We start from the raw sequence: 22,363 nt of genomic DNA on the forward strand, positions 1-22,363 counted from the left end.
GGTCATCAGGGCTGGTCCGTGGTGAAGGTCAGCGCCTCGCCCGCGGCATCCGCGCGGACCTGGGCGCCGTCGGCGAGGTCGCCGTTGAGGAGGGCGCGGGCGAGAGGCTGGACGAGGAGACGGTCGACGGACTGTTCCAGGAGGCGCGCCCCGGCGCGGCGGTCGGTGCCGTGGCGCAGGAGCAGCGCGCGGGCCGCCGGGGTGAGGGTCAGGGTGACGGCTCGGGCGGCCAGGCGGGCGTGGAGGCGGTCGAGCACCTTGTCGAGTACAGGGTCGAGTTCGGCGTCGGACAGCGGGGAGAACACGACGATCCGGCCGATCCGGCCCAGGAGTTCGGGACGCAGGTGCCGGCGCAGGGCGTCGAGCACCGGCCGGTGAGCGGGGTTCTCGCGCGCGGGCGGGCCGCCCTTCGCCACGTGTCCGTCTGCACCGGCGGGGGACGCGCCCTCGGCCAGCGGCGCCCGCGCGAAGCCGAAGCCGTCCGCCGGCCGCGCGGCCTCCCCCGTCCCCAGATTCGACGTCAGGATCACCACCGCCTCGGAGAACGGCACCCGCCGCCCCCGCGCATCCGTCAGCCGGCCCTCGTCGCAGATCTGCAGCAGGAGGTCGAGGACCTCCGGATGCGCCTTCTCCACCTCGTCGAAGAGCACCACGCTGTGCGGATGGTCCCGGAGCGGACCGCTCAGCTGCCCCTCGCGGTCGTGCCCGACATACCCCGGCGGAGCGCCGAGGAGCCGCGAGACCGCGTGCCGTTCCTTGTACTCCGACAGGTCGATGCGCACCAGCCGCCGCTCGTCGGCGAAGAGGAACTCGGCCAGTGCCTTGGCCAGTTCCGTCTTCCCGGTGCCGGTCGGCCCGGCGAAGAGCAGCACCCCGACCGGACGCCGCGGATCGCCGAGCCCGGCCCGCCCGGCGCGCACCGCCTCGGCCACCGCCCGTACGGCCTCGTCCTGTCCGATCACGCGGCGGCGCAGGTGCTCCTCCATCGCGAGGAGCCGGTCCGCCTCCGCCTGCGCCACCTGGTGCAGCGGCAGTCCGGCTCGTTCGGCGATGACCGCCGCCACCTCGTCGCGGCCGACCGGCAGCGGCGGCTCAGGTGCGATGTCCGGGTTCAGCGTGCGGATGCGGGCGGCCGCGCAGGCCTGGTCGAGGGCGTCGATGGCCTTGTCCGGCAGGCGCCGGTCCGGCAGATGACGGATGCTCAGATCGACTGCCGCCTCCACCGCCTCCGGTTCGATCCGTACGCCGTGGTGCGCGGCGAAGGATTCCGCGACGCCCTGGAGGATCGCCACGGCCTCGTCGCGGTCCGGCTCGTCGACGCGGACGACCTCGAAGCGGCGCTCCAGTGCCGGATCGTCCTCGATGTCGCGGCGGTATTCGCCGGGGGTCGTGGCACCGATGCACCGCACTTCGCCCCGGGCCAGCGCGGGTTTGAGGATGTTGGCGGCGTCGCTCGCCCCGCGTCCGCCGGCCCGCAGGACGGTGTGCAGTTCGTCGATGAACAGGATCACGTCCGGCGCGTCCCGTGCCTCGGCCAGGACCGCCTGCATGCGCGCCTCGAAATCCCCGCGGTACTGCGCGCCCGCCAGGAGGGCCGACATGGACAGCTCCACGATCCGCGCCCCGGCCAGTTCGGCGGGCGCGCCGGGCGATACGAGCCGCTGCGCGAGACCTTCGACGATGCCGGTCTTGCCGGTGCCCGCGTGCCCGACGAGGACGGCGTTGGCCTTGCGCTGCCGGATGAGGACGCGGGCGAGGGTGCGTAGCTCGGCGCCGCGCCCGATGAGCCGCGGCAGCTTGCCCGCTCGGGCGAGGGCACTCAAGTCCCGTCCATAGCGGTCGAGATACGGAGTGTCGGGCACCGTGGGGAAGAACGCCGCCCGTGCGTCGCCGATCCCGTGCGACGCGAGGACATGCCGGCCTACGGACGTGAGCTCGTCGAGCGCGGCCCGCAGCAGACGCACCGCGTCGGCCTTCTCCTGGCCGGCCGACTCCGCGGCGCGGCGAAAGGCCCGGCGCGCCGCACGGCTCAGCGGACGCTCGGACCCGTCGGGACCGCCTTCCACGACCAGGGCGTCGCGCAGGCTACGGCGCAGCTGTTGCGGGCTGATTCCGGCGCGGTCGAAGCACGCCTTGACGCGCAGTGCCTCCGCTTCGATCCGGCCCCGTACGGCAGGATCCTGCTGACCGCGCGCAAGGATCTCCGGCAGATCAGGACGGCACAACGTGCCCATCCCCACCAGCAGATGATCCGGCTCGATCTCCAGCGCCCGGCCGGAGCGTGCTTCGACCAGCGCACGCGCCAGCACGAACCGCACGCTGTCGGTATAGGCGGCGGCCCCGCTCATCGCTCACCGCCCGCTGTGATCGCGACCATCGGATCCCGCTCCCCCCGTCCCGCACACGCCCATGAAAATCCGCCCGGCCCCTCACCCGTCACACCCGCCAACACCAGCCGCCCCACCTCACGTTGCGGCCGTCAGCTCCCAGTCCAGCTCCCACAGCCGTACGCTGCCGTCGTCGCCACCCGACAGCAGAAAACGGTCGTCCGGAGTCAGCGCAAGGCCGTTGACCTGCCCCGTATGCCCTTCCAAAGTCCGCACGTGCCGCCCCGAGGCGATGTCCCAGATGCGTACGTCACCCTCGTCGTCCCCCGAGAACGCGAACCGCCCGTCGGAGCTCAGCCGCACGGTCCACACCACGTCCTCGTCATCCCGCTCCTTGCTGAGCCCTCGGATGAATGATCCGGTCGCCGCGTCGGTCACCCACAGCGTCCAGTCGTCGTGGTGGCCGGAGCTCAGCACGATCCGGCCGTCCGCGCTCAGGCACACCGACGTCACCCACGTACCCGGTTGCCGGGCGGTCACCTCCGTGCCCGCCTCCAGGTCCCAGATGCGCAGCGTGCCGTCGAACGTGGCCGACACCGCGCGGCGCGCATCGGCGCTGAGCCAGGCGCTGTTGAGCAGGGATCCCCCGCCCGGCAGGGTCCTCACGAGTTCGCCGGCCGTCAGGTTCCACAGCCGCAGAGCGCCGTCCGAGCAAGCCGTCAGGACCAGCCCGTCGGCGCTCACGGACGCCGTTCCGCGGTCGCCCGTCGCCCCCACTCCTTTGCGCCCTCGCAGCCCGTCGCTCGGATCCGTCTCCACGACCACGGGCCAGTGGCCGTGCGGGGCGGACCGCATCACGATGCGGCGTTTCCCGCTCGCCACCACCCGGCGCCCGTCCGAGAGAAGGGCGACCGCTCCCGAGCCGTCGTCCTCCCACATCGCCAGCCGGTCCCCGGTGTTCGTGTCCCACAGCCGGACCTGCCCGTCGCCCGACGCACACGCCTTCGCACCGTCCGGGGAGATCGCCACCGATCCCACCGACTGGATGTCGGTGAGCTCCCACGCCGCACGCACCGACCGCAGACCGGACCGCATGGTCCTGGTGCCGAGCACCCGCCACAGCTCCATCGCCCGTGGCTCACTGGCGTGGCCGGGCACGGCCCTGGCACGCTGCACCAGATCCACCGCCACTGAAACGCGGCCGGCGGCAAGGGCCTTCTCGGCGCCGTTCAGGAGCGCGGCGCACCAGCGTCCGTGGCGGTCGAGGTCGGCCTGACGGCGGGGCCTGCCGAGGACCGGGGCGGCGGTGAACGTGCCCGGGGGATCCCACTGCAGCCACCGCGCGTCGTCCGCGTCCATGATCGTCGCCTCGTCGTCGCCGAGGCGGAGCAGCAGTTCTCCGACCTCGGTGTCGTGGCCGTCGAAGGTCCGCAGGCAGCGGCCTCGTTCCAGATCCCACAGGCGTACGCGGCTGTCGTCGACCGCGGAGAGGGCGCGGCGGCCGTCGGGGCTGAGGGCGAGCGTCGAGACCGTCCAGCCGGGGGCGGTCATCCGGCTGATCTCACGGCCCTGGTCGATGTCCCACACCGTGAGAACGTGGCGCCGCGGGCTGCTGATCCCGGCGACGACGGCGCGCCGGCCGTCGCGGCTCAGGGCGACGGTGTCGACCTGATGACGATGCCGCGGCATCGTCCACAGAAGGCTGCGGGAGGCGAGATCCCAGGCCTGGACCGTGTCGTCGCCGGTGAGGGTGAGCACGCGGTCGTTGTTCACGTCGAAGTCGGTGAAGTCGTCCTGCGAGCCGATCTCGTAGGTGGCTCCGTCGGGGAAGTTCCAGGTGGTGAGGCGTCCGCCGACCAGCGCCACGACGATGCGGGCGTCGGGGGTCAGGCGCAGGTCGCGGATCCGCGCGAGCCGCTTGTCCCCGAGGTGGCGGTCCTCGGGCAGATCCCACTGGCGTACGACGCCGTCGGCGTCGGCGGTGACCGCGCGGCGGGACGTGGCGTCGACGGCGACGATGTCCGCGTCGTGGCCGGTGAGGGTGCGGTGGACTTCACCGGTCGGCAGGTGCCAGAGCCTGACCTGGCCGCCGGGCCCGCCCGTCAGTGCCCACTTCCCGTCCGGGTACAGCCGCACGCGCCGCGGCACGTCCTTCCGGGTCTCCTTCCACGGCAGCGGCTGGGAACGGACGGTCGTGCCCTGTCCGGCGCCGAGCGCGGTCCGCAGCGCCGCGGTCTCCTCGGCGCCGGGACGGGCCCGGTCCATCTCGTCGAGGAGCGGCTCGACGCCTTGGTGGTCGCCGCGCTCCAGCTGGACCTGGGCGAGAAGATGACGGACCTGCCAGGCGTCGGTGGCGGTGTCGGCGCGCAGGCTTTCCAGCACGGCGACGAACTCGTCGTCCAGCAGCTCGCCCTGGCGCCACCGGTGCAGTCCGCGGTTGTACGTGGTGATGAGATGGCGTGGGTCGGCGGCGAGCGCGGCCTCGAAGGCCTCCTCGGCGTCGGCGGTGCGCCCGAGGTCGAGGAGGGACAGGGCACGGTTGTTCAGCTCGTCGGCACGGAGATCGGTCCCGGCCGGACGGGCCCGTGGGTAGGGGACGCCGGTCATGTCCTCGTACAGCCCGGTCAGTACGTCCGCCACGTCCGCGAGGGAGGCCGGCCGGCGGGCGGGATCCTGGCGCAGGCAGCGGGCGAGGAGGGCCCCGACGCCGTACGGCATGGGCGGCCCGTCCTCGTTGTCGGCCCGGTACCCGGCCAGGGCCTCGCCGGCGGCGGGACCGGCCAGCCAGGTGATCCCGCCGGTGAACATCTCCAGGACCAGGACGCCGAAGCTGTACACGTCGGTGCGGCGGCTGACGCGTTCGCCGGCGGCCTGTTCGGGCGAGGCGTAGGCGAGGGTGAGGCCGGCGTGGGTGACCAGGAGGGAGCCGTCGTCCGGCTCGGTGCCGGGGCGGGTGCCCGCGGAGGTGCCCGGCAGGGCCCGGGCGAGACCGAAGTCAGTGACCTTGACGGTGTCGTCGAGGTCGACGAGTACGTTGCCCGGCTTGACGTCCTGGTGGACGAGACCACGGCTGTGCGCGTAGTCGAGGCCCCAGGCGACCTGGATGGCGAAGTCGGTGATACGGGCCAGGACTTCGGCGGGCCGGCCCTTGTGCAGCCTGCCGTCCCGGATCAGGTCGGCGACACTGCCACCGCTCACGTACTCGGAGAAGACGCGCGGTACGCCGTCGATCGTGCGCACGTAGTGGCAGCCGCACACATGCGGATGCAGACCGAGGGACACCCAGGTCTCGGCCTCGGCGACGAACCGGTCGAGGAAGCCGGGGTCCGTGAGCAGCTCCGGGCGGGGCGACTTCATGGCCAGCATGACGCCCCACCCAAGGTGCTGCACACGGTGGACCAGGCCCATTCCGCCCTGCTCATGGACCATCCACACCTCGTACTGCCCGTCGACGACATACGGCTTCAGCCAACGCCCCTGCACCACAACTCCCCCGTGCGCTCCCGTACTCACCGGTGATCAAGCCTGCCACCCGTACCGCGGTCGACGCGCTGACTCCGTGAAACCCGACGTGTGTGCGGACTGCCACGGGACTGCTACACGGAGGAACTTTGCGGCGGCGCCGAGCGTTGGCCGGGACGCAACGAAGATCCGTGCGGACCGACGAGCGCGGATCGGCGAACGACGACCGAGGTGGCAGGCATGGCGATGTGGGACAAGATCAAGGATCAGGCCAAGGGGCTGCAGCAGGCACGCGGTTCGAGCGGTCACGGCACGTCCTCGGGCCGTCCGGGTGGCGGCTCGAAGGCGCAGCTGGTGGGTGTGTTCAAGACCCAGCTCAGCTCGTTGAAGACGGAGTTGAAGAGCGGTGCCTTCCGGGACGCCACGATGGCCATGTGCGCGCTGGTCGCGGCTGCCGACGGCTCGGTCGACCCGGCCGAGCGGCAGCATGTGGAGTCGCTGATCCTGCAGAACGACGTCCTGAAGAACTTCCCGCCCGAGCAGCTGCGGGAGCGCTTCAACAAGCACGTCGACCAGCTGTCGTTCAACTTCCAGCAGGGCAAGACCACGGTGATGCAGGAGATCGCCAAGGCGGCGAAGAAGCCGGCGGAGGCGCAGGCGGTCGTGCAGACCGGGTTCGTGGTGGCCGGAGCGGACGGGTACATCGCCCCGGCCGAGGAGCAGGTGCTGCGTGAGGCGTGTGCGGCGCTGAATGTGAGTCCGCAGCAGTTCGGTCTCTGAGAACCGGCCTCTGCGTGCCTCGGACACCGTAAGACCGTTTCGGTCGTGCCTCTGGACAGAAGTAATCCGCGGATTATTTTGGTAATCAGGCGGTTGCTTCCGGGAGTTGGAGGTGCGGAAGATGGCGTACAGGACAACGGCAGAGGGCACCACCGTCACACTCGCGCACGGCAGCCTGCACTACCGGGTGGCAGGACCCGAGGACTCGGACCTGCCACCGGTCGTGTTCGTCCACGCGTTCCTCGTGGACGGATCCGTCTGGGGTCCCGTCGCCGAGCTGCTCGCCGAGCGCGGGATCCGGTCGTACGCGCCCGACTGGCCGCTCGGCGCCCACCGCATCCCTGTAGGCCCCGAAGCGGACCAGTCGCCTCGCGGGGTCGCCCGGCAGATCCTCGCGTTCCTGGAGGCGCTGGACCTCCAAGACGTCACGCTGGTCGGCAACGACACGGGCGGCGCGCTGTGCCAGTACCTCGTGGACACCGATCCGAGCCGGATCGGCCGTCTGGTGCTGACGAACTGCGATGCCTTCGACACGTTCCCGCCGTTCCCGTTCAGCGTCATCTTCCGGCTCCTGCGCGGCACTTCACGGATGTGGTTCAACCTGCAGCCGATGCGCTCGCGCGTCATCCGGCACTCGCCGCTCGGGCTCGGCCTGCTCGCCGACCGCCTCGACCCCGCACAGACCCGGGCCTGGATGGACCCGGCGCTCGGCGACAAGGCGATCCGTGAGGACGCCGTACGTTTCCTGCGCGCCGCCGACCCGAAGGACCTGCTCGACGTTTCCACGCGCCTCGACCGGTTCGGCGGGCCGGTCACGATCGTGTGGGGCATGGCCGACCGGGCGTTCCGCCCCGAGCTCGGACGGCGGCTGCGGCGGGCGTTCAAGGACGCCGAGCTGGTCGAGGTCCCGGGCGCGCGGACGTTCGTACAGCTCGACGCTCCGGAGGCACTCGCCGAGCAGATCGCGTCCACGGCGGACGGGTCCGACGGACCGCGGGAGGGTCAGGGCGACGCGGCGTGACCGAAGGCGCGCCGACCCGCGAGCGGTTGCTGATCGCAGGACTGCGGCTCTTCGCCGAGCGGGGCTACGACCGCGTGAGCGTGGGGGACGTCGAGAAAGCCGTCGGGCTCGTGCCCCGGCGCGGCGCGCTCTATCGGCACTTCGCCAGCAAGGAGGCGCTGTTGACCGCCGCGGTACGCCGGGACATGGAGGCGTACGAACGGGCGGGCGTCGCCTTCGAAACGCCCCGGGGCGGCCTGCTGGACCAGGCGGTCGCGCTGGGGCGGCGGACCCTGCGGGAGCTGGACATCCAGCGCGACATCGTCCGCGTCCTGGAGCGCGACGGCCATCGGCTGCCGGAAGTCCGGGAGGAGTTCCGCACCAACGTGGCCGACCGCGGCTACGCGATCGTGGCGGTGATCGTACGGTCCTGGCTGGAGCAGGTGCGCGGGACTGCCGCCACCCACGCCTCGAAGGAGGCACCCGGCTTCGACGCCGACGCCACCGCCGTCCTCCTCGCGGGCGCGCTCGTCAACGTGCGCCGCGCGGAGTGGACGTTCGGGCGGCCGCCGGGCGGTGTCGGCGATGAGGCGCTCGTACGGTCGTGGGCTTCGCTGTGCGTCGCAGCGGTCACAGGGGCGGCGGCGCACAGCGACGCGTAGAGCCCGGCAGCCGCCCTACGGCGCCAGCACGTCCAGCTCCTCCAGGGCCCCGAGCGTGATCTCCCGCGTCAGCGCCTCAGCGCGGGCCGCGTCGCCCTCGCGGATCGCTTCGGCGACGTTGACGTGGAGGGTGACGGCCGCCGGGTCCGGGTCCTCGAACATCACCTGGTGGCGGGTGCGGCCGGTGAGCACCTCGGCGACCACGTCGCCGAGGCGGGCGAACATCTCGTTGCCGGAGGCGTTCAGGACGATGCGGTGGAACTCGATGTCGTGCCGCAGGTACCCCTCGAGCTGCTGGCCGCGGGAGGTGGCGACCATGCCGATCGCGCACTCGGTGAGGGCCGCGCACTGGGCGGCGGTGGCGTGGCGGGCGGCGAGGGCCGCGGCAGCCGGTTCGACCGCGGAGCGCAGCACGGTGAGCGAGCGCAGCTGGCGCGGGCGGTCGGCCCCGGCCAGACGCCACTGAATGACCTGCGGGTCGTAGACGTTCCACTCGGCGGCGGGCCGGACGGTGACGCCGACGCGGCGCCGCGACTCGACGAGGTGCATGGATTCGAGGACCCGTACGGCCTCGCGCATCACGGAACGTGACACCTCGAACTCCTGCGACAGCTCGTCCGTGCGCAGGACGCTGCCCGGCGGATACTCGCCCGCGGTGATCGCGGGCCCGAGGCGTTCCAGAACGCGGGCGTGCAGCCCCCGGGCCTGTTCAGTCATGGGGTCAGCCTACGAGGCATCCCGCCACACATTAAGTATGACTTTTAAGTCACAGACTCTTGAATTCGTCTGACCTAATGGGTTTCAGTGGCGTCACGCACGGCGCGGCCGTGCGGACCGATGTCGATGAAGACAGCGAGGCACAGCCAATGGACACCCCCCACGTCGTCGTAGTCATGGGCGTGGCCGGCACGGGCAAGACCACGATCGGCCCCCTGCTCGCCGCACAGCTCGGCGTTCCCTATGCCGAGGGCGACGACTTCCACTCCGCGGCGAACGTCGCCAAGATGTCGGCCGGCACACCGCTGACCGACGAGGACCGGTGGCCCTGGCTCGACGCCATCGGCGCCTGGGCCCACGGCCGGCTCGGACAGGGCGGGGTCGTCAGCAGCTCGGCGCTCAAGCGCCGCTACCGGGACCGGCTGCGGGCGGCGGCCCCCGGCATCGTCTTCGTCCACCTCACCGGCGAGCGCGGCCTCATCGAGGAGCGGATGTCCCAGCGGCAGGGCCACTTCATGCCCACCGCGCTGCTCGACTCGCAGTTCGCCGCGCTCCAGCCGCTCGGCCCGGACGAGGCCGGGGTTCCTGTCGAGGTGACCGGAACACCGGAGGAGATCGCCGCGCGGGCCGCAGCCGCGCTGCGCGCCCTCGACACGGACCCCCACTCCCCCTCGGTCCAGCAGCACACCCCCACTCCCCCGCAGTAACACCCACCGCTCCCGCCACCACGTACGAAGGAAGAGACCGTGACCAGACTCAGCGTCGAGATGCTGGCAGCGGACCCCGTCGAGCCCATCACCTCGGCCGGCCACGCCCAGCTGGGAATCGCCGTCCTCGCGGGCATCGCCGTCATCGTCCTGCTCATCACGAAGTTCAAGGTCCACGCCTTCCTGGCGCTGACCATCGGCTCGCTGGCGCTCGGCGCCTTCGCGGGCGCGCCGCTCGACAAGGCCATCACCAGCTTCACCGCCGGACTCGGCTCCACCGTCGCCGGCGTGGGCGTGCTGATCGCGCTCGGCGCGATCCTCGGCAAGCTCCTGGCCGACTCCGGAGGCGCCGACCAGATCGTCGACACGATCCTCGCCAGGGCCGGCGGGCGCGCCATGCCCTGGGCGATCGTGCTCATCGCGAGCGTGATCGGACTGCCGCTCTTCTTCGAAGTCGGCATCGTGCTGCTGATCCCGGTCGTCCTGATGGTCGCCAAGCGCGGCAACTACTCGCTGATGCGCATCGGCATCCCGGCGCTCGCGGGCCTCTCGGTGATGCACGGCCTCATCCCGCCGCACCCCGGCCCGCTCGTCGCCATCGACGCCGTCGGCGCCAACCTCGGTGTCACCCTCGCGCTCGGTGTGCTCGTCGCGATCCCGACCGTGATCATCGCCGGTCCGGTGTTCTCGAAGTTCGCGGCCCGCTGGGTCGACATCCCGGTGCCCGAGAAGATGGTGCCGCAGCGCCCCTCCGAGGACCTGGCCAAGCGCCCCGGCTTCGGCGCCACCATCGCCACCGTGCTGCTGCCCGTCGTGCTCATGCTGGCCAAGGCGCTGGTCGACATCGTGGTGGACGACCCCGAGAACTCCGTGCAGCGGGTCTTCGACGTCATCGGCTCGCCGCTCATCGCGCTCCTCGCTGCCGTGATCGTCGGCATGTTCACGCTCGGCCGTGCGGCCGGGTTCAGCAAGGGCCGGCTGTCGACGACCGTCGAGAAGTCCCTCGCGCCCATCGCGGGCATCCTGCTGATCGTCGGCGCGGGCGGCGGGTTCAAGCAGACGCTCATCGACTCCGGCGTGGGGCAGATGGTCCTGGACATCTCCGAGGACTGGTCGATCCCGGCGCTCGTGCTCGCCTGGCTGATCGCCGTGGTGATCCGCCTCGCCACGGGTTCGGCGACCGTCGCCACGGTCTCCGCGGCCGGTCTGGTCGCCCCGCTGGCCGCCGACATGTCGACCGCCCACGCGGCGCTCCTCGTCCTTGCGATCGGCGCCGGCTCGCTGTTCTTCAGCCATGTCAACGACGCCGGGTTCTGGCTGGTGAAGGAGTACTTCGGCATGAACGTCGGCCAGACGCTCAAGACGTGGTCGGTGATGGAGACGATCATCTCGGTGGTCGCCGGGGCGCTGGTCCTGCTGTTGTCTCTGGTGATCTAGCGAAGCCGACCCCTCCGCAAAGCGATGGCCCCGCCCCCGGCGGGGCCATTCGCGTACCGCCGATTCGCACGTGCACTGCGCGAACTCGTACGCATCGGCACGGCCGACCCGTCTAATCTGATGCCGACTTGGCATGACCACGGACCCGCCATGGCCAGGGCGGATGGGGAGGCGCGGCGATGCAGGCGGAGTGGGTGGGGGCGGCTCGGCCCGGTGAGCGGTTCGGGCCGTACGTGGTGCTCACGGAGCTGGCCAGCGGGGGCATGGGGCGCGTGTGTCTGGCGCGTTCGCCGGGCGGGCGCACCGTGGCGGTCAAGACGCTCCTGGGTGCGACGGCCGAGGGCGGTGTGCCCGAGGCGGACCGCAGACGCTTCGCCCGCGAGGTGGCGCTGGCCCGGCGGGTGCGCGGGCTGTTCACAGCCGGTGTGGTGGACGCCGATGCCGAGGCGCCGGTTCCGTGGATGGCCACCGAGTACATTCCGGCGCCGTCGCTGCGCGATCTCGTCGCCTCCCAGGGGCCGTTGCCGCCCGGTGCCGTGTACTGGGTCGCGGCCGGAATGGTCGAGGCGCTGGTGAGCATCCACACCGCGGGGCTCGTGCACCGGGACGTCAAGCCGTCGAACGTCCTGCTGCCGGAGGACGGTCCCCGGCTCATCGACTTCGGCATCTCGCAGGCCGCCGACATCACCCGCACCAAGACGGCGCTGGGCACGATCGCCTTCGCCGCGCCCGAACAGGCCCGTGGCGAGCCGACGACGCCCGCGTCGGATGTGTTCTCGCTCGGGGCGACGCTCTTCCACCTTGTCACCGGGCGCAGCGCGTATCGCGACATGGGTCAGGGCACGGCGATGGAGCAGTTGGTACGTGCCGCCGAGGGCGATCTCGATCTGGACGGACTCCCTGCGGAACTGGGCCCGCTGATCCTTCCCTGCCTCGCACTGGATCCCACTCAACGTCCCACTCCGCAGGCCTTGTTGGCGCAGGTCACCGGTGTCCTGGCCGAGCGGCCGCAGGCGCGGGGCGCCACCGACTGGCTGCCGCGGGAGTGGTCCGGCGCGATCGAGCGGCACCGGCAGCGCCGTACGGAAGAGGCCGACTCGGCGCAGCGGCGCATCGACCCGGAGGCCGTCACGGAGCGCACACCGCCCGCGCGTTCCCGCACGCGTCCGCTGCCGCGTACGGCACCGGCCCGCAGGGGCCCCGGGGTGTGGATCGGTCTGGGGGTCGCGGGTCTGCTGGCGACGGGCGGCATCGTCTACGCCCTGCAGCCCGACGACGAGGAGCCCCCGCTGCAGGTGCGGCAGGATCTGCGGCTGGCCCTGGTGGAGCAGAGCCACTCCGGCGAGTGCACCAACCAGCTTCCGCCGCCCACGTTTTCGGCCCAGGACCCGCCGTACTGCTACAGCATCTCGACCAAGACCGAGGACCGTATGAACGTGCGGCAGCTCGACGATGTGCGGGCCAAGTTCGACGAGCGCAACTCCGCCTGGATCATCGAGATGACGTTCCAGGACGACGACGCCAGAAGCTTCACCACGCTCACCGAGCGGGCGTCGAAGCGGCAGGCCCCGCAGAACCAGTTCGCGATCGTCCTCGGCGACCGTCTCATCAGCGCACCCGCCGTCAATGAGGCGATCACGGGCGGCGAGGTGCAGATCGCCGGCAACTTCACCAAGGAATCGGCGGAGGAGCTGGCGAAGGAGCTCGGGGCCCGCTGATCCATGGGGCCGTCGGCGGCTCGGCTGATGCCTGCTACGACGGGGTGGGGTCCTCGGGAACCTCGTAGGGATCGCCGTACACGTGCCACTCCAGCGGTGTGTCCAGGCGCAGATTGCCGTCGTCCAGGAACACGCGCTGCGCCGTGTCCACGCGGGTGGTGTTCTCGTGCGCGGGCTCCGTTCGCATCTCGCGGACGCGGGCGTCGAGGAACGCGTGCAGGTACGCGGTCTCGTCCCCGCCCTCGGCCGGTGGTTTCGCGTTCGCGCGTGCTTCGGCTCGGATCGTGTCGAAGCCCGACCTGCCGTGCATGACGAACGCGTCGAAGTAGATGAACTGGCCGAGCTCCTGCAGCCCGTCCTTCTTCGCCCGCGCGACCGACGGGTCGAAGTAGATCCGGTCGCGCTCGTGCCGCTGTGCGGCCTGGAATTCGGGCGTCCGCGCCGCCTTCCTCCAGGCGTCGGTGAAGCCGGGATCGAGGCCCTCGTGCGAGTCGGTGCCGTCGACCGCGCGCAGGGCGGGCAGGTACGGCGCGAGCGGATTGCCGGGCACCTGGCGGGTGTAGTGCTCGACGAGGACGAGCAGGTCATGGGTGCCCGTGCAGAAGCCGACGAGGCCCGCGGTGTAGCCGCGGCCGTCGCCGATGTCCTCGATGTAGTCGTACTGCTCGGTCCACTGCAGCGAGGCGTTCTCGGCGCTGGAGATCAGCCGCATCGCGATCTCCTTCTTCACGGGGTCGTCGAGCCCGCTCGGCGCGTCCGCGCGGCTGGTGTTCAGCAGGATCACCGCGGGGACGGCGGCGAGCAGGGCGGCGAGGACGATCCCCAGGACGGACCTGCGACGGCGGTGGCGGTGACCGGACTGTTCCATGCCCGGTCCAACGACCTCGGCCGCCGATTGGTTCGCGGACCGGACAGCGAGGCCTTCAGGAGGCCGTGGCGCCCGAGGCGTGCTATCCCAGAAGGGAGGAGGAAAACGAGGGGGGCACACCTTCGGCGGTGCCGGCCACGCCCGGCCGCCGACCTCACTGAGTGGAGGTACCACTCATGACAGCGACCGCCAACGTACTGGCCGGCACCCTTGCCATCGACTTCACCCAGGGCCTGAACGACGCCTGGTCGAAGGTCGCGCAGTTCGTGCCGAAGCTGGTCGGCTTCCTCATCGTGCTGGCCATCGGCTGGTTCGTCTCGAAGATGATCGCGCGGGTGCTCGACCGCGTGCTGCGCAAGGCCGGATCGGAGAAGCTCGCCGAGCGGGCCGGTTCCGCCAAGATGCTGGAAGGCTCGAAGTACGACACCACCGGGATCATCTGCAAGGTCGTCTACTTCGCCTTGTTGCTGATCACGCTCCAGCTGGCCTTCGGTGTCTTCGGCAGCAACCCCGTCTCGACCATGCTGAACGGCATCGTCGCCTGGATCCCGCGCGGCATCGTGGCGATCGTGCTCGTCGTGGTGGCCATGGCCGTCGCGAACATCGTCCGCGACATCGTCACCAGCGCCCTGTCCTCCGTCTCGTACGGGAAGACCATCGGCACCATCGTCTGGGCCGCGATCGTCGTCCTGGGCGTCATCGCGGCGCTCGGCCAGGCCGGGATCGCCGTGTCCGTCACGCAGCCGGTCCTCATCGCGGCGCTCGCGACCGCGGCGGGCATCCTCATCGTCGGTGTCGGCGGCGGCATGATCGGACCGATGCGCCAGCGCTGGGAGCGCTGGCTGAGCAAGGCCGAGGAGGAGACCGCGAAGGCGCGCGGCAGCGTCGACGCCTACCAGGCGGGCCGCGAGGACGCCATGGCGAACCAGCCGGTACAGGAGCGGAAGACCACCGAACAGTGAGTCAGCAGGTGGCGAACGGGCTGCGTCAGTAGGTCGCGAACGGCCCGGAGTCAGTACGCGGCGAACGGCCCGAGTCAGTACGCGGCGAACGGCCCGAGTCAGTACGCGGCGTACGGACCCTCACCGAGCAGGCCGTGCCGTCTCACCAGCCAGCTGATGGCGGTGAGGCGGCACACCGCGTAGTCGTGCCCCACCGGTTCGCGCCAGCCCGTCTCGTCGAGGGCGTCGAGGAAGCCCAGGGCATAGTCCGCGAGCAGCCCGGCGTCCGGCGCGGGCGGCTCCAGGGCGGCACCGGTGACCTCGAGCCGGTCGCGGATCTCCGACACATGCTGGTCGACCGCGGCGGTGAAGGCGGGCTCGAAGGCAAATTCGGCGAAGCGCACGCCATACGCCTCGCTGACCCGGGCAAGTGGGGACATTCCTCCACGTTACGAGGTGAGGGGGCGGATGCATACGGAGGGACGGGTGCCGTTTGTCACCTGCGTGGCACCCCGGACCTGACGGCACTCCACGCAATGTGACGCACGCCTCACGGAACGTTCCCCCACCTCGCCCCCTCCTCAAGGTGTCGGCATTTCACCAACACCCAAGGGGGACCTCATGGTTGAGTCGGCGCAGCGGCGGCGGCAGTGGGCGGGGCGGGTGGTGGCCGGAGTGCTCGGGGTCGATGGGGTGGCGCATCTGTACTGGGCGACCGGGATGACGTGGCCCGCGGGCGATCAGGAGGCGCTGTCCCGGGCGGTCATCGGTGCGGAGGTCTCGTTCGCTCCGTCCGTGGTGGTGCCCCTTGCGCTGCTGCTGTTCGGCGCCGCGAGCGGGGTGCTCGCGTACGCGTACGGCGTCGGCGGGCGGGTGTCCCGCGCAGTGGCCTGCGCCGTGGCCGGCGGGCTGGTGGTGCGGGGGCTGGCCGGGGTCGCGTGGGCCGGCGGGATGGGCGAGGGGGCCGGACCGGTGTTCCACTGGCTCAACTTGGTGGTGTACACACCCGTCTGTCTGGGGCTGGGATGGCTGGTCGCCCGCTGGATCGTGCTGCCCCGGAGGGAAGCGTCCGTCCGGTGAGCATCGAAAGTGGGACCGGAGCCGCCGACCGGGCCGCGGCCCTCGCGCGGGCGGCGCGGGACGGGGACACGCTCGCACTGCATGAGCTGCTCGACCGGCTCACGCCGTACGTCGCCCGGATCTGCGGGCCCATCGCGCTCGCCGACGGCCCGGACGCGACACAGGAGACGCTGCTCGTCGTGTTCCGCTCGCTGCGTTCACTCAAGGATCCGCAGGCCGTGTACGGGTGGGTGCGGGCCATCGCCGTACGGGAGGCCGTGCGGATCGCGCAGCGGGCGGCGCGGGACCGGCCCGCGGAGCTGGCGGAGGTCCCCGAGCGCGGGGATCCCCAGCTCGCTGCGGATATCGACGACGTACTGGCCCGGCTCTCGCCCGCGCACCGCGCCGTCCTCGTGCTGCGGGACGTCGAGGGCCTCGACGAGGAGACCGTTGCCGCGCTGCTCGGCGTGCCGACCGGCACCGCCAAGTCCCGGCTGCACCGGGCCCGGCTCAGCTTCCGAAAGGCGTGGTCCGCATGAGCGAACACCAGGTGAGCGAGGCAGGGGCGGCCGGGGACGGCGTCGATGCCGTGCAGCGGCTGCGGATCATGGCCGCCGGGGTGCGTGGGGCGCGGGTCGTCGAACAGGTGCTGCACGCTCCGTACGACGACGTGTGGGCGGTGATGGCAGATCTGGAAGGGGAGTTCGGGCGGTTCCAGCCCGATATGCGGCGCGTGCGGGTGCTGCGGGTCGCGGGTGAGCGGGTCGAGGCGCTGGCCCGGAGCAAGTACGGGTTCTCCGCGCATCTGCGCGGGTTCGTGCGGCCCGGCTGGTGCTGGCTGCAGAGCCGGTTCCTGGTCATCGGGATGGCGGCGGTTCCGGTGGCCGGCGGCAGGACGCGGGTCGCGCTGACCGGTGGCGTACGGCTCCGGTTCCCGGGGCGCTCCCCGGCGGTGGTGCCGTTCGGCACGGCGTCGGAGTTGTCGCGGGCGATGGCAAGACTGGCGGAACGCGTGGGCGGGTGAGGAACCCCGGGAGGCGCCGACCCTCACGCGACGTCGGTGAAGGCGCCCTCCGTGAGAACCGGTACCACCCGGCTCGCCTCCCGTTCGACCGCGATGGCGACGTCCTCGGCGAAGCCGCCAGAGGTCAACTCCCGCCCGGACGCCGAGTCCTGGACCGCGGCGGCCACGTCAGAGGTTCCTGCGAAGGCCGCCGCTGTCGCCGCCGCTTCCGGCGAGGGCGCCACGCCTCCGTACGACGCCAGCGCGCCGATCACCGCGCCCGCGCCGAGCAGGTCCTCCAGCGCGGGCCGCAGGCTGCCGTCCGCCCTCCGCTCCCCCGCGGCGATCACCGCGACGGGCCGGGCGACGCTCCCGTACCCCTGCCGCCCGAGCCATCGCCCGACCGCGCCCGCGTTCCGCAGCGAGGCGGCCACCACCGCGGTCTCGGCGTGGCCCGCCTCGGCGCAAGCCGCCGCGATCGCCGAGCCGTTCGGCGACGGCAGCACCAGACGCGGTGTGAACGGGGCGCGTCGCAGCGCCGCCGGTGACAGGGTCCACGGCGTGGACGCGCTCACCGCCCGCCGGCCGACCGCCAGGGCCGCGCCCGCCCGTTCGGCGAATCCGACTGCGGAGTCGTCGCGCCATCGGTACGGGATCACCCGCGTGCCCGCGTCCGCAGCGACCGTCACGGAGGTCGTGAACGAGAGCACGTCCACGACCACGAGGCAGGCGGCCCGCCCCGCGAGCTCGCGCGCGCCCTCGGGTCCCCACTCGAAGCGCACACCATGACCGGTCTGTCCGAAGTCGTCACCCACAGGCAGTGATCTTGCCGGGGAAGTCGGTGTCGCGCCAGCGCACTTGGCACTGCGGGGGTCCAACGCGCCGATCCACCATGACAGTTCGCCGCCCGGTCACGTATCACCACAATGGGCAGAACACCGACATTGCGCCGCACCCGGCACACCCCACCGCCCTCCGCATCAACCGATCGGCTGACTCCCCTGTCAACCGTCCCGGGCTCCAGTCGCAGCCGGTACGCCGAAGAGGGAGAGGGGGGTGCGGGGACACGATGGTTCTTGTCAACGGGCGGCCCGCAAGGCCGGGCCCCTCCGAACCCTTGGACTCAGGAGATCGGTACATGAAGCACGTCAAGAAGGTTTCCCGGCGCACGCGTGTGATGACCGGCGGCGCGCTCGCCGTCGCCATCGCGGGCGGCGGCTTCGGCGTCTACTCCGCCGGTGCTTCCACCGACTCCGCCGCTCCTGCCGCGGTCGCGGCCGATGCCGCCGAGGGCAACGTCATGCAGACGAACCACCTCACCATCGAGGCCGCCACCGAGGCCGCCGAGGCCGCGCTCGACGAGGCCAAGAAGCAGAACCAGCGCGTCTCCGTCGCGGTCGTCGACCGCAACGGCAACACCATCCTCACCCTCCGCGGTGACGGTGCGGGCCCGCAGTCGTACGAGGCCGCCGAGAAGAAGGCCTTCACGGCCGTCTCCTGGAACGCCCCGACCTCCGAGCTGGTCAAGCGTCTCGAGAACGCCCCGACCCTGAAGGACATCCCGGGCACCCTGTTCCTCGGCGGCGGCGCCCCCGTCACCGTGGACGGCGCCCCGGTCGCGGGCATCGGTGTGGCCGGCGCCCCGTCCGGCGACATCGACGAGAAGATCGCCCAGGCCGGCGTCGCCGAGCTGGCCGAGTAAGCAGCCGACGGCGTGTGCCACGCCCCCCTCGGCGTACGCCGTCGGTCATACCGTCCCCGTCGGGATCCGCTCCGGGATCCCGACGGGGCGCACGCACAGCGCGAGAGGGGCGACCGTCCATCGCGTCCCGCGCCGTACGACCCCCACACGAGGAGCAGCATCATGTCCCCTGCCGACCGGGCCCTGAGGGCCGCCGTCCTCTCGGACGACGCCGGCGCCGTGCGCGCCGCGCTCGCCGACGGCGCCGATATCGAGCACCGTGACGAGCACCGCCGCACTCCGCTGCTCATCGCGGCGGCGGACGACTGCGTGGCCGCCGCCGAGGCGCTGGTCGCCGCGGGGGCCGATCCGAACGCGCAGGACGAGCAGTCCGACAGCCCCTGGCTGGTGACCGGTGTGACCGGCAGTGTCCGCATGATGCGGGTGCTGCTGCCCGCAGGCCCCGACCTGAAGCTCCGCAACCGCTTCGGCGGGATCTCCCTGATCCCCGCCTCCGAGCGCGGCCACGTGGACTACGTACGCGCGCTGCTGCGCGAGACGGACATCGACGTCGACCACGTCAACCGGCTCGGCTGGACCGCTCTCCTCGAAGCCGTCATCCTCGGCGACGGCGGCCGCGCGCACCAGGAGATCGTGGAGCTCCTGATCACCGCCGGGGCCACTCCCGGACTCCCGGACAGCGACGGCGTCACCGCGCTCGAACACGCGGAGCGCCGCGGCTTCGAGGAGATCGCGGGCCTGTTGAGGGCCGTCCGATGAACCGCCGCGCCGTACGCGCCCAGGGCCGTACCCCCCGCCTCCTGTCCGCGGCCGCGGTCACGCTGAGCGTCGCCGCGCTGGTCACGAGCTGCTCGCAGAGCGACTCGCGCGCGGACTCCGCGACGCCCCCGCCCGCTCCGTCCGCCTCGGTGACCCTCGAACCCGAGGCGGACGGTTCCCCGGCGAAGACGCCCGAGGGGACGCTGCTCGTCGCGGACTTCGGCGCCGACACCGTCACCTTCGTCGACCCCGACGAGGGCGCCATCGACTCCGTGAAGGTCGGCGAGGCCCCGTACGGCCTGGTCGTCGGGGAGGACGGCCGCGCCTGGGTGGCCACCGCCGAGGGCGTCGCCGTGGTCGACACGCAGGAGCGCAAGCGCCTGGCCCTCATCCCGTACGAGACGGGGAACCTCGGTCCGGTGACCGACGGCGAGTACCGCGGCGGCGGCATGGGCATCGCGCTCGCCCCCGACGGCAAGCGGGTGTACGTGGGCGTCAACGTGCCCGGCGGCAACGGCACCGTCGAGGCCGTCGACACCAAGTCCCTCAAGGTCACCGACACCGCGGATGTCGGCCGGCGGCCCTTCGACGTGGATGTGTCACGTGACGGCAAGCAGGTCTACGCGACCGACCACGACTCCTTCGACGTCACGGTCGTCGACCCCGCGTCGATGGATACGCGCCGCATCGAGGTCGCCCCGTACGGAACCGAGGGCGGTCTTGGTTCCTGGCTGAAGCCGCACTACACGGCCGTACGGCCGTCGGACGGCAAGCTGCTGCTGCCGTTCGAGGGCGAGCGCCTGGTCGTCGTCGACCCCGACACCGGGAAGTCGGCGATCGAGAAGATGACCGCGAACACGCATCAGCACGGTGCGCAGATCACCGAGGACGGCACGCTCCTCGCGGTGGGCACCGGTCCGATCGACCCGAGCAGCGACGAGGGTCCCTCCCTCACCGTCCGTTCCCCGGACGGCAAGGAGAAGGTGATCCCGCTCGAGGGGCCGCACGAGGACGTGGCGGTCTCGGCGGACGGCGACACCGCGTACGTGACCGGCGGCTTCACCCGCGACGGCTACTGGAACGGCATCTCCGTCGTCGACCTGGACAGCGGCGACACCCGCCGGCTGCCCGCAGGCGAGCGCCCGTTGGGCATCGCCGTGCTGTGACCCGCAGGGGTGCGGTGGGCTGCTCGGTGGACTCCGGCGGGAGTTCACCGAGCAGCCTCGTCCTTGGTACGGGGATGGGGCGCCGTCCGCGATGACGGGCCCTCGCCCCGCCGTCCTCAGTCCCGCAGCAGCGGTCCGAACACCTCGGTGCCGATCCGTTGGGCGCGCCGCAGGTCCACGACCCGGCCCGGTACCTCCGGATGCGCCGCACGCCAGGCACTCGCGCTCGCGGGGCCGGTGAAGAAGTTGAGGGTCCCGCAGCAGAGGTCCTCCGCGGTGCCCTCCCCGGCGGGCTGTCCCGCGAAGACAACCGCGCCGGGTGGGTCCGCGGCGAGATCCCCGGACCGTGAAGTCACGGTGACGGACCGCCCGTTGACCGGGTCCCGCGAGGTGATGGTCACGTCGCGGCCGAGCATCGCCGGGATGCCGAGCGCGTCGATCGCGCACATCGACCAGGCCGGTACGTCGCCGATCAGCACCCGGTGCGCGGTGGGTACGGCCGAGAAGGGGTACGCCGCACGGATCGCGCCCTGCGCGTCCACGGTGAGGAAGTCCTCGCGCGCGAGGTCCGCCAGGACGTCCGCCGCGGTGCGGCCGTGGGCGGCGGCGGCGGGCTCCAGCGCCTCCGCGCCGGGCGCCTCACCGGTCGCGGCGAAATGCCGCAGCACCGCCTGGTGCACCGCGCGCAGTCCGCCGTCCTCCGGCGCGACGCGGCCCTGTCCGCCGCGGCCGACCAGCGCGGACACGTCATCGTCGCAGCAGGCGCCCGCGCAGGAGAGCGCCGCCCGGAGCTGCTCCACCGAGGGTGCGCCGTCGAGCGTGCCGTCCGGTGCGCGGTAGAGGCGGCAGGCCAGGGCGCCCGCCGCTCCTGCCGTCGCGAACAGGTCGACGCCGTCGACGAGGATCGTCGGCGAGCCGGCCATCGCGAGCTCCGCGGCCTCCGCCGCGTCGTGCACTGCGACGGTCTCCACCGGGACGTCACGGCCGTCCAGGGCAGCGACGACGCGTTCGCGGGCCAGAGGAACGTGTGGACACCCGGGTACCGCCAGAATCGTGATCCGCATTCCGCGACCGTAGACCTTCCAGTGCACTGGAAGGTCAAGGCCGTAGCCTTGACGTATGCGCATCGGCGACCTCGCGGCCCGCAGCGGACTGACGGCCAAGACCCTCCGCTTCTACGAACAGGCCGGCCTTCTCCCGGCGCCGCCCCGCACCGCGGGCGGCTACCGCGACTACCCGGAGGAGTCCGTGGAACGCCTCGCCTTCGTCCGCGAGGCGCAGAGCGCGGGCCTCACGCTCGCCGAGATCCGCTCGGTGATGACCCTGCGCGACCGCGGCCAGGCGCCCTGCGCCGAGGTCACCCGGCTCATCGACGACCACCTCGCCGAGATCGAGGAGCGCCTGCGCGAACTCCGCCGCACCCGCAGCACGTTGCGCGCCCTCGCCGTCCGCGCGGCGGAAACCGACCCGGCCGAGTGCGCGGAAGCCGGCGTCTGCACGATCCTCACCCCGCCCCTGACCGGCACGCCGACCGGGCTATCGTGACCGCTCACGTCGGCGATCACATCGGGGATCACGTCGGCGATCACGAGGCCGGAACGGGCGGGGGCAGCGGATGGGTGAGGGCCGGGACGCGTGGATACGGGTGCCCGTCGGAGCCGACGCCGGACGCTGGGTGACGCGCGGCGACTGCCGCACCGTGCTCCTCGTCGTGCACAACGTCACCTCCGCGACCCGGCTGCTCGACGTGCTCGGCCTCTTCGACGGCGACGAGCGCGTGCAGCTGCTCGCGACCTGCACCGGATCGTCCGCGTTCATGGCGGGCGTCGACGAGTTGTTCGCGGCCGTCGGGGTGCCCGTGCTGCCGTGGGAGCAGGCGCTGGCCACGCCCGTGGATCTCGCCGTCTCGGCCAGTTTCGGCGGTCAACTCCCGGATATTTCAGGGAAATTGGCCATACTTTCGCACGGCGTCGGATACGCTAAGAAGCTGGCTACACCGGACACCGGACACCGGACACCGGACACCGGACACCGGACGTCCGGGGGCGAGGGCGG

The 22,363-nt window shown here is 72.0% G+C and carries 22 protein-coding genes; 14 read left to right on the forward strand and 8 right to left on the reverse strand.

Going from position 1 to position 22,363, the window contains the following annotated elements; translation table 11 throughout:
- Positions 1-5: 5 nt before the first annotated feature.
- Both ACIBI4_RS06825 and ACIBI4_RS06830 read right to left on the reverse strand, forming a co-directional pair.
- Positions 6-2,348 carry an AAA family ATPase gene (locus tag ACIBI4_RS06825; RefSeq protein WP_399202545.1) on the reverse strand — a complete coding sequence of 781 codons (2,343 nt, stop codon included), beginning with the start codon at positions 2,346-2,348 and terminating at the stop codon, positions 6-8.
- A gap of 117 nt (positions 2,349-2,465) precedes the next feature.
- Positions 2,466-5,813 (reverse strand): WD40 repeat domain-containing serine/threonine protein kinase, encoded by a 3,348-nt coding sequence (locus ACIBI4_RS06830; RefSeq protein WP_399202546.1) that lies wholly within the window; start codon positions 5,811-5,813, stop codon positions 2,466-2,468.
- Between the two features lie 216 nt (positions 5,814-6,029).
- Here ACIBI4_RS06830 and ACIBI4_RS06835 point away from each other — a divergent pair, with 216 nt between their 5' ends.
- The 3 genes from ACIBI4_RS06835 (at position 6,030) to ACIBI4_RS06845 (ending at position 8,231) form a co-directional block, all read left to right on the forward strand.
- The gene (locus ACIBI4_RS06835; protein WP_399202547.1) at positions 6,030-6,569 is read left to right on the forward strand and encodes a tellurite resistance TerB family protein; all 540 of its coding nucleotides are present in this window, start codon (positions 6,030-6,032) and stop codon (positions 6,567-6,569) included.
- 121 nt (positions 6,570-6,690) lie between these two features.
- Positions 6,691-7,590 (forward strand): alpha/beta fold hydrolase, encoded by a 900-nt coding sequence (locus tag ACIBI4_RS06840; protein WP_399202548.1) that lies wholly within the window; start codon positions 6,691-6,693, stop codon positions 7,588-7,590.
- Positions 7,587-8,231: a TetR/AcrR family transcriptional regulator gene (locus ACIBI4_RS06845; protein WP_399202549.1), complete on the forward strand. Its 645-nt coding sequence runs from the start codon at positions 7,587-7,589 to the stop codon at positions 8,229-8,231. Before ACIBI4_RS06840 ends, ACIBI4_RS06845 begins: the two co-directional genes overlap by 4 nt.
- A 15-nt stretch (positions 8,232-8,246) precedes the next feature.
- Here ACIBI4_RS06845 and ACIBI4_RS06850 read toward each other — a convergent pair whose 3' ends face one another.
- Positions 8,247-8,948, reverse strand: a complete 702-nt coding sequence (locus ACIBI4_RS06850; RefSeq protein WP_399202550.1) for a FadR/GntR family transcriptional regulator — start codon at positions 8,946-8,948, stop codon at positions 8,247-8,249.
- Between the two features lie 149 nt (positions 8,949-9,097).
- On the opposite strand from ACIBI4_RS06850, the gene ACIBI4_RS06855 reads away from it, so the two are divergent.
- From ACIBI4_RS06855 to ACIBI4_RS06865, 3 genes are all read left to right on the forward strand, one after another.
- A complete protein-coding gene (locus ACIBI4_RS06855) occupies positions 9,098-9,655 on the forward strand; it encodes a gluconokinase (protein ID WP_399202551.1) in 558 nt (185 codons plus the stop codon).
- 39 nt (positions 9,656-9,694) lie between these two features.
- Complete coding sequence (locus ACIBI4_RS06860) at positions 9,695-11,092, forward strand: gluconate:H+ symporter (protein ID WP_399202552.1); 1,398 nt, start codon at positions 9,695-9,697, stop codon at positions 11,090-11,092.
- Positions 11,093-11,271: 179 nt separating this feature from the next.
- Positions 11,272-12,810 (forward strand): protein kinase, encoded by a 1,539-nt coding sequence (locus tag ACIBI4_RS06865; protein WP_399202553.1) that lies wholly within the window; start codon positions 11,272-11,274, stop codon positions 12,808-12,810.
- Positions 12,811-12,844: 34 nt separating this feature from the next.
- Here the strand turns inward: ACIBI4_RS06865 and ACIBI4_RS06870 are convergent, their stop codons facing one another.
- Positions 12,845-13,678, reverse strand: coding sequence for a chitosanase (locus tag ACIBI4_RS06870; protein WP_399202554.1), 834 nt, complete (start codon positions 13,676-13,678; stop codon positions 12,845-12,847).
- A 176-nt stretch (positions 13,679-13,854) separates the two neighbouring features.
- Here ACIBI4_RS06870 and ACIBI4_RS06875 point away from each other — a divergent pair, with 176 nt between their 5' ends.
- A complete protein-coding gene (locus tag ACIBI4_RS06875; RefSeq protein WP_399202555.1) occupies positions 13,855-14,640 on the forward strand; it encodes a hypothetical protein in 786 nt (261 codons plus the stop codon).
- 98 nt (positions 14,641-14,738) lie between these two features.
- Here the strand turns inward: ACIBI4_RS06875 and ACIBI4_RS06880 are convergent, their stop codons facing one another.
- A complete protein-coding gene (locus tag ACIBI4_RS06880) occupies positions 14,739-15,059 on the reverse strand; it encodes a DUF6401 family natural product biosynthesis protein (RefSeq protein WP_399202556.1) in 321 nt (106 codons plus the stop codon).
- 181 nt (positions 15,060-15,240) lie between these two features.
- Between ACIBI4_RS06880 and ACIBI4_RS06885 the strand changes: the two genes are divergently transcribed.
- From ACIBI4_RS06885 to ACIBI4_RS06895, 3 genes are read left to right on the forward strand one after another with little or no spacing between them, the layout of a single operon-like run.
- The gene (locus tag ACIBI4_RS06885) at positions 15,241-15,699 is read left to right on the forward strand and encodes a DUF3995 domain-containing protein (protein WP_399202557.1); all 459 of its coding nucleotides are present in this window, start codon (positions 15,241-15,243) and stop codon (positions 15,697-15,699) included.
- Positions 15,696-16,217 (forward strand): RNA polymerase sigma factor, encoded by a 522-nt coding sequence (locus ACIBI4_RS06890; protein ID WP_399202558.1) that lies wholly within the window; start codon positions 15,696-15,698, stop codon positions 16,215-16,217. Before ACIBI4_RS06885 ends, ACIBI4_RS06890 begins: the two co-directional genes overlap by 4 nt.
- A complete protein-coding gene (locus ACIBI4_RS06895; protein ID WP_399202559.1) occupies positions 16,214-16,702 on the forward strand; it encodes a hypothetical protein in 489 nt (162 codons plus the stop codon). The genes ACIBI4_RS06890 and ACIBI4_RS06895 overlap by 4 nt, the downstream gene beginning before the upstream one ends.
- A 23-nt stretch (positions 16,703-16,725) precedes the next feature.
- On the opposite strand, the gene ACIBI4_RS06900 is transcribed toward ACIBI4_RS06895, so the two are convergent.
- The gene (locus ACIBI4_RS06900; protein WP_399202560.1) at positions 16,726-17,496 is read right to left on the reverse strand and encodes a 2-phosphosulfolactate phosphatase; all 771 of its coding nucleotides are present in this window, start codon (positions 17,494-17,496) and stop codon (positions 16,726-16,728) included.
- Between the two features lie 323 nt (positions 17,497-17,819).
- On the opposite strand from ACIBI4_RS06900, the gene ACIBI4_RS06905 reads away from it, so the two are divergent.
- The 3 genes from ACIBI4_RS06905 to ACIBI4_RS06915 all read left to right on the forward strand — a co-directional run bounded on the left by ACIBI4_RS06905 (position 17,820) and on the right by ACIBI4_RS06915 (position 20,308).
- The gene (locus ACIBI4_RS06905) at positions 17,820-18,383 is read left to right on the forward strand and encodes a heme-binding protein (protein WP_399202562.1); all 564 of its coding nucleotides are present in this window, start codon (positions 17,820-17,822) and stop codon (positions 18,381-18,383) included.
- A gap of 162 nt (positions 18,384-18,545) precedes the next feature.
- Entirely contained in the window at positions 18,546-19,142 is a 597-nt protein-coding gene (locus ACIBI4_RS06910; RefSeq protein ID WP_399202563.1) for an ankyrin repeat domain-containing protein, read from the forward strand.
- The gene (locus ACIBI4_RS06915; RefSeq protein ID WP_399202564.1) at positions 19,139-20,308 is read left to right on the forward strand and encodes a YncE family protein; all 1,170 of its coding nucleotides are present in this window, start codon (positions 19,139-19,141) and stop codon (positions 20,306-20,308) included. Before ACIBI4_RS06910 ends, ACIBI4_RS06915 begins: the two co-directional genes overlap by 4 nt.
- A gap of 116 nt (positions 20,309-20,424) precedes the next feature.
- Here the strand turns inward: ACIBI4_RS06915 and ACIBI4_RS06920 are convergent, their stop codons facing one another.
- Entirely contained in the window at positions 20,425-21,372 is a 948-nt protein-coding gene (locus ACIBI4_RS06920) for an alkylmercury lyase family protein (RefSeq protein ID WP_399202565.1), read from the reverse strand.
- A gap of 55 nt (positions 21,373-21,427) precedes the next feature.
- Here ACIBI4_RS06920 and ACIBI4_RS06925 point away from each other — a divergent pair, with 55 nt between their 5' ends.
- Positions 21,428-21,853, forward strand: coding sequence for a heavy metal-responsive transcriptional regulator (locus tag ACIBI4_RS06925; protein ID WP_399202566.1), 426 nt, complete (start codon positions 21,428-21,430; stop codon positions 21,851-21,853).
- 40 nt (positions 21,854-21,893) lie between these two features.
- Here the strand turns inward: ACIBI4_RS06925 and ACIBI4_RS06930 are convergent, their stop codons facing one another.
- Complete coding sequence (locus ACIBI4_RS06930; RefSeq protein ID WP_399202567.1) at positions 21,894-22,235, reverse strand: hypothetical protein; 342 nt, start codon at positions 22,233-22,235, stop codon at positions 21,894-21,896.
- Positions 22,236-22,363: the final 128 nt, after the last annotated feature.

This window comes from Streptomyces sp. NPDC050418 (assembly GCF_044458745.1).
Classification (GTDB): domain Bacteria; phylum Actinomycetota; class Actinomycetes; order Streptomycetales; family Streptomycetaceae; genus Streptomyces.